This is a genomic window from Albimonas sp., from assembly GCF_055129145.1.
The window spans coordinates 1-6,460 of the sequence record NZ_JBSRTQ010000200.1 but is presented as its reverse complement, the minus strand read 5'-3'; the positions used below and the strand labels follow the sequence as shown (position 1 = coordinate 6,460).

General features: G+C 67.9%; 6 protein-coding genes. 1 reads left to right on the top strand and 5 read right to left on the bottom strand.

Annotation, left to right across the window (positions count from 1 at the left end; translation table 11 throughout):
• Window positions 1-94 precede the first annotated feature (94 nt).
• From ACTB72_RS19930 to ACTB72_RS19910, 5 genes are all read right to left on the bottom strand, one after another.
• Window positions 95-562, bottom strand: coding sequence for a nuclear transport factor 2 family protein (locus tag ACTB72_RS19930; protein WP_463038768.1), 468 nt, complete (start codon window positions 560-562; stop codon window positions 95-97).
• Between the two features lie 64 nt (window positions 563-626).
• On the bottom strand, window positions 627-1,094 hold the full coding sequence (gene cynS / locus ACTB72_RS19925; protein WP_463038767.1) for a cyanase: 468 nt from the start codon (window positions 1,092-1,094) through the stop codon (window positions 627-629).
• 31 nt (window positions 1,095-1,125) lie between these two features.
• Entirely contained in the window at window positions 1,126-2,016 is an 891-nt protein-coding gene (locus tag ACTB72_RS19920) for an ABC transporter ATP-binding protein (RefSeq protein WP_463038766.1), read from the bottom strand.
• A 7-nt stretch (window positions 2,017-2,023) separates the two neighbouring features.
• Complete coding sequence (gene ntrB, locus ACTB72_RS19915; protein WP_463038765.1) at window positions 2,024-2,854, bottom strand: nitrate ABC transporter permease; 831 nt, start codon at window positions 2,852-2,854, stop codon at window positions 2,024-2,026.
• Between the two features lie 3 nt (window positions 2,855-2,857).
• A complete protein-coding gene (locus ACTB72_RS19910) occupies window positions 2,858-4,240 on the bottom strand; it encodes a CmpA/NrtA family ABC transporter substrate-binding protein (RefSeq protein WP_463038764.1) in 1,383 nt (460 codons plus the stop codon).
• A gap of 214 nt (window positions 4,241-4,454) precedes the next feature.
• On the opposite strand from ACTB72_RS19910, the gene ACTB72_RS19905 reads away from it, so the two are divergent.
• The gene (locus ACTB72_RS19905) at window positions 4,455-6,347 is read left to right on the top strand and encodes a sigma 54-interacting transcriptional regulator (protein ID WP_463038763.1); all 1,893 of its coding nucleotides are present in this window, start codon (window positions 4,455-4,457) and stop codon (window positions 6,345-6,347) included.
• The last annotated feature ends 113 nt before the right edge of the window (window positions 6,348-6,460 follow it).

Genomic DNA, 6,460 nt, shown 5'->3' with positions numbered 1-6,460 from the left:
CTCGTCTCCTCGCTGCTGGCGATCGGTGTCGTGCTCTCGCTCGCCCGCGACCTGCCCCTCGGTCGACGGCCGCCGTTTCCGGGTCTCGCCCCCCTCAGAAGGGATGCAGGTCGAGCCCCGGAACCCCGTCCGGCCGCGGCCCGGGCGCGTCCCAGAAAAAGCGCCGGTCGGCCTCCGCGATCTCCACGTCGTTGATCGACGCCTCGCGCCGCGCCATCAGGCCGGCCGCGTCGAATTCCCAGTTCTCGTTGCCGTAGGACCGCCACCACCCCCCGCCCACGTCGCGCCACTCGTAGCGGAAGCGCACGGCGATATGGGCGCCGTGGAAGGCGTGCAGGTCCTTGATCAGGCGGTAGTCGAGCTCCTTCGCCCATTTCACCGCCAGAAACGCCTCGATCTCCGCCCGCCCCCTGAGGAAGACGTCGCGGTTCCGCCAGACCGATCCCTCCGCATAGGCGAGCGCCACGCGGGCGGGATCGCGGGAATTCCAGGCGTCCTCGGCCATCCGGACCTTTTTCAACGCGCCCTCCAGGTCGAAGGGCGGCAGCGGCGGGCGGGTCATGCTTGGGCCTCCGGGCGCGGGTCGGCGCCCCGGAGCGGGGCGCCGATTGCGTGAGACGGTCGTCTCACCACATCTTGTAGGAGAGATACTTGCCCGACATCTCGACCTTCACCCGGTCGCCCTTCGGGTCCGGCACCCGGGTCACGAACATCTCGAAATCGATGGCCGACATGATGCCGTCGCCGAACTTCTCGTGGATCAGCGCCTTCAGGGTCGGCCCGTAGACCCCCACGATCTCGTAGAAGCGGTAGATGCACGGATCGGTCGGCACGGTCTGGGCGAAGACCTTGTTGGGGCTCTCGGCCAGCACGCCCGCCGCCTCCTGCGGCAGGCCCAGCATCGAGACCAGCAGCCCGGCCTTGTCCTCCGGCATCGCGTTCATGCCGACGCAGGCGGAATGGGTCCAGACCGGGGACATGCCGAGCCTCTCCGCGATCCCCTCCCAGGTCAGGCCGGCGGTTTTCTTGGCCGCGAGGATCATCGCGGCCACGTCGTCCTTGGTCATCGCAGGCTCCACGAAAGGCTTGTTCATCTCGGGTCTCCTTGTTTCCTTCGGGATCAGGTCAGCGCTTCACGGCGTAGATCGCCGGGCGCGTGGGGTCGTCGGGGTCCTCGTCGAACCGCACGGCGGCGGGAGGCCCCTTCGCCGCATGCTCCCGCCCCGCCATCTCCTTCGAGCGGCGGTGGAGGAAATGCACCAGGTGGTTGCGGGCCTTGTAGTAGTTGGGATGATCCACGATCCGGTCGCGCGACCGGGGCCGGGGAATGCCGATCTCCACCGACTCCGCCACACGGGCGTAGGGGCCGTTGGTCATCAGCAGGATCCGGTCCGCGAGATAGAGCGCCTCGTCCACGTCATGGGTGATCATGAACACGGTCTGCTCCGTCTCCGACCAGATCTTCAGCAGTTCATCCTGGATGGAGCCGCGGGTGAGGGCGTCGAGCGCGCCGAAGGGTTCATCCAGAAGCAGCAGCTTCGGCTCGATGGCGAAGGCCCGCGCGATGGAGACGCGCTGGCGCATCCCCCCCGAAAGCTGGGAGGGTTTTCGGAGCTCCTGCCCGCCCGACAGCCCCACCATTTCGAGGAACCTGTAGGCATGCGCGCGCACCTGGTCCTTCGACCACCCCGGATGGCGCGCGGCCACCGCGAAGGTCACGTTCTTCAGCGCCGAGAGCCAGGGCAGCAGCGAATAGTTCTGAAACACCACGCCGCGGTCGAGGCTGGGCCCCTTCACCTCGCGCCCATCCATCACCACCACGCCGTCCGACGCCTCGTCCAGCCCGGCCAACACATTCAGGATGGTGGATTTTCCGCAGCCGGAATGGCCGATGATGCAGACGAACTCGCCCTTTTCGACGCCGAAGGACACGTCCTCGAACACCGTCAGGGGCTCGCCCTTGCCGTCCTGGGGCGGGAAGCGCTTGGCCAGCCCCTCGATGGAAAGAAAGCTCATGCGCACCTCATTCGCTGTATTGCACGGCGCGCTGGATCCGCCCGAAGGCGGCGTCGAGCGCCATGCCCACCACGCCGATGACGAGGATCGAGAAGATGACCGAGGTGAGGTCGAGGTTGTTCCACTCGTTCCACACGTAATAGCCGACGCCGGTACCCCCCACGAGCATCTCGGCCGCCACGATCACCAGCCAGGCGATGCCGATGGAGATGCGCATGCCGGTCAGGATCGTCGGCGCCGCCGCCGGCAGGATCACGGTGAACGCGGTCTTGAACGCCCCCAGCTCATGCGTCCGCGCCACGTTCACCCAGTCCTTGCGCACCCCCCCCACCCCGAAGGCGGTGTTGATCAGCATCGGCCAGATCGAGCAGATGAAGATCACGAAGATCGCCGAGGCCTGGCTGTCCTGGATCACGAACAGCGCCAGCGGCATCCAGGCCAGCGGCGAGATCGGCCGCAGCACCTGAATGAACGGGTCGAGCGCCCGGTGCATCAACGGCGACATGCCGATGAGGAACCCCAGCGGAATCGCGATGATCGCCGCCGCGAAATACCCCGCCAGCACCCGGTAGAGCGAATAGCCCACCTGTATCCCGATGCCCTTGTCGTTCGGCCCCGCGTCGTAGAACGGATCCGAAAGCTCCTCCCAAGCCCGTTCCAGAACCTTGGAGGGCGGGGGGACGCCGGCCTTGGGCGCGCCGCCGCCGGTCATCCGCTCGTATTCGGTCAGTTCGCCTGCGGCTTTCTGGGCCGGGATGGCGGCCTCCCACACCGCCATCCCGAACAGCAGCAGCGCCACCGACAGGATCGCCGCGCGCGCCTTGAGGCTCAGACCCATGGCTCAGCCCTTCCCGATGGCGAAGGATTTGACATAGGCCTCCGGCTCGGCCGGATCGAAGGTCTTGCCCATGATGACATGGGATTTGTAGGTGACCTCCGGCGCGTCGTAGCCCAGATCCTTCATGATCTTCGCGCAGTCGCCGGCCAGATAGACCTGCTCGGCGATCTTCTTGTAGTCGAGCTCCCCCTCCACATAGCCCCAGCGCTTCATCTGGGTCAGGATCCACACGCCCATCGAATGCCAGGGGAACGGGTCGAAATCGATGCGGTCGGGGACGTTCTTCACCTCGCCCAACCCGTCGGCGTAATAGCCGGTCAGCACCTGCTCGATCACCGGCACCGGCTGGTTGAGGTAATTGGCGGGCGCGATGGCCTCCGAAATCTCCTTCCGGTTCTCGGTGTTCGCCGCGTATTGGGTCGCGTCGATGATCGACTTCAGCAGCGCGCCATAGGTGTTCGGCAGTTCGGTCGAGAACTTTTCGGAGCACGCGAAGGCGCAGCAGGGATGCCCCTCCCAGATCTCCTTCGTCAGGATATGGATGAAGCCGATCTTCTCCCACACCGCGCGCTGGTTGAACGGGTCGGGCGAGAGATAGCCGTCGAGGTTCCCGGCGCGCAGGTTCGCCACCATCTCGGGCGGCGGCACGACGCGGATCTGGATGTCCTGATCGGGGTCGAGGCCATGCTCGGCCACATAATAGCGCAGCAGGAAGTTGTGCATCGAATATTCGAACGGCACCCCGAACTTGAAGCCCTTCCACTGCCTGGGGTCGCGCTTGTCGAGATGATCGTTGTGCAGCACGATCGCCTGGCCGTTGATGTTCTCCACCGCCGGCATGATGTAGTTCTCGGCCGTCGAGCCCGCGCCCAGCGTCATCGCCAGCGGCATCGGGGTCAGCATGTGGCTCGCGTCATATTCCCCGTTCAGCGACTTGTCGCGCGCCACCGCCCATCCGGCGGTCTTGATGACATCCACGTCGAGCCCGTGCTTTTCGTAGAACCCCATCGGCTTCGCCATGATGATCGGCGTGGCGCAGGTGATCGGCACGAAGCCGACGGCGAGCTTCTTCTTCTCCGGCGTCCCCAGGCTGTCGAGGATCGCGGCCTTGGCCTTGTCGAGCGGGAACGCCCCTCCGATCAGCGAGGCGAGCCCCCCGGCCCCCAGCATCCCTGCGAAGGCCCGGCGCGACAGGTCGTCATGACCGAAGACCGAGCGGACCACCGCGCTTTCGATGGCGCGCTCCAGCATCGCGTCGGAGGTCCCGGGCAGCGCTTCCGGCGTCCGGTGGGCGTGGCCCGACCCGCAGGCGGCGCAGGGGCAGGCGGCGCCGTGGATCAGGTCGGCATCCGCGTCGAACGGGTTTCCAAGGCTTTTCACGGTCATGGTCGGCGCCTCCTCAATGGGGGTTCGGCATGCTGCGGGGCCCGCCCCGGTCCCGGGCGGCTCGCAACCGTTTCAGCAACAACCGTGCCAACTGCGCGGAAACCGGACAGGACGTTGAATTCGCGGCGTAAAAAACTTCAGACAGCGGGGATTGGTTGGCGGCGAAAATTGTGCATTATCGTAAATTACGAAATTGCATGACGGGATCGCGCAAATGCGTAATTCGACCCGCTCCGATACGGAAGACGCGACGTGGTTCGACCGGCTGGTCCGCGCGACCCCCTCGCCCTGCCTGATCGTGGACCCCGCCACCGACCGCATCGTCGCCGCCAACCCCGCCGCCGCCACGCTCTATGGGCTCGACGCCCCCGTCGGCGCCCGCTTCGCCGCCCTGCATCCCGGCCGCCTGCCCCGCCTGATCGTCTTCGTGGAGGAGACCTTCCACCGCGGCCGCGCCTGGACCCGCGACCTGCCCGCCCGCCACGCCTCCGGCCGGCCGCTGACGCTGGAATACGAAGCAGCCCCCGCGCCCGCCCCCTCCGGCGCCCTGCACATCGCGTTCCTCGCCGCGGATCTGGAGGAACGCGCCCGCCGCGACCTCGAATCCGACGCCGACACCATGCTGCGCCGCGGCCTGACCGAGTGGCGGCGGATGGAGCGGTTCTTCCGCCAGATGGACGACCTCAACAACCTGATCCTGACCTCGGCCGGCGACGGCATCTACGGCGTCGACACCGGCGGGCTGACCACCTTCGCCAACCCCGCCGCGGAACGCATGCTCGGCTGGTCGGAAGAGGACCTGATCGGCCGCGACATGCACGGCCTCATCCACCACAAACACCCCGACGGCAGCCTCTACCCCGCCCATGAATGCCCGATCTACAACGCCTTCCGGCACGCCAAGGTGAACCTGGTCGACGACGAGATCTTCTGGCGCAAGGACGGGCGGCCGCTGCGGGTCGAATACACCTCAACCCCGATGATCGACGGCGACGAGGTGCTGGGCGCCGTGGTGGTCTTCCGCGACATCACCCAGCGCAAGGAAAGCGAGCGGCGCCTGCGCGAGGCGCTGGCCGAGAACGATCGCCTCAAGCAACGCCTCGAGATGGAGAACGAATATCTCCTCCAGGAGATCCGCGAGCATCGCAACCATCACGAGATCATCGGCGCGTCCCGCGCCATCGCCGAAGTGCTGCGCCAGGTGGATCTGGTGGCGCCCACCGGAGCCAACGTGCTGATCACCGGCGAGAGCGGGACGGGCAAGGAGCTGGTCGCCCAGGCCATCCACACCGACAGCCCCCGCGCCGCGCGCCCGATGATCCGGGTCAACTGCGCCGCCATCCCGCGCGAGCTGTTCGAAAGCGAATTCTTCGGCCATGCCCGCGGCGCCTTCACCGGCGCGCTGCGCGACCGGGTGGGGCGGTTCGAGCTGGCGGACGGGGGGACGCTCTTCCTCGACGAGGTCGGCGAGATCCCGCTGGAATTGCAGGGCAAGCTTCTGCGCGTCCTCCAGGATCAGCGGTTCGAGCGGGTGGGCGACGATCACACCCGCTCCACCGACGTCCGCATCATCGCGGCGACCAACCGGGACCTCGCGGCGGAGGTCGCGCGGGGCCGGTTCCGCGAGGACCTCTATTTTCGACTGGACGTCTTCCCCATCGCCCTGCCTCCCCTGCGCGACCGGCGCGAGGACGTGCCCCTGCTCGCCGAGCACTTTCTGGCGCTCTGTTGCCGCCGCCTGAACCTCGCGAAACCCGTGCTGACCCGCGCCCATGTGGCCGAACTGAGCGCCTATGACTGGCCGGGCAACGCACGCGAGCTGGAAAACGTGGTGGAGCGCGCGGCGATCCTGTCCCAGCGCGGCCGCCTGCGCTTCGACCTGCCCCGCGCCGCCCCCGAGGGCCCGGCCCCCGCCCCCGGTCCGTCCCCGGTGGAGACCGAGGACCGGATCCGCGGGCGCGAACGGGTGAATATCGAGGCGGCGCTGAAAGCCTGCGGCGGCCGCGTCTCCGGCCCCGGCGGGGCGGCGGCGCTGCTGGGCGTCAAACCCACCACGCTTTATTCCAGGATCCGCCGTCACGGCCTAGACCGCGGCCGCCCCGCCTGACCCCGCCGCCGGGAGCCGCGCGCCAACCGTCCCGGCCCCGTCGCCCGGGCGCCCGCGCGGCTGTCCGCCCGCCCGCGCGCTTCCAGGCCGCGCCTGCGTAGGGCGGGTGCGAA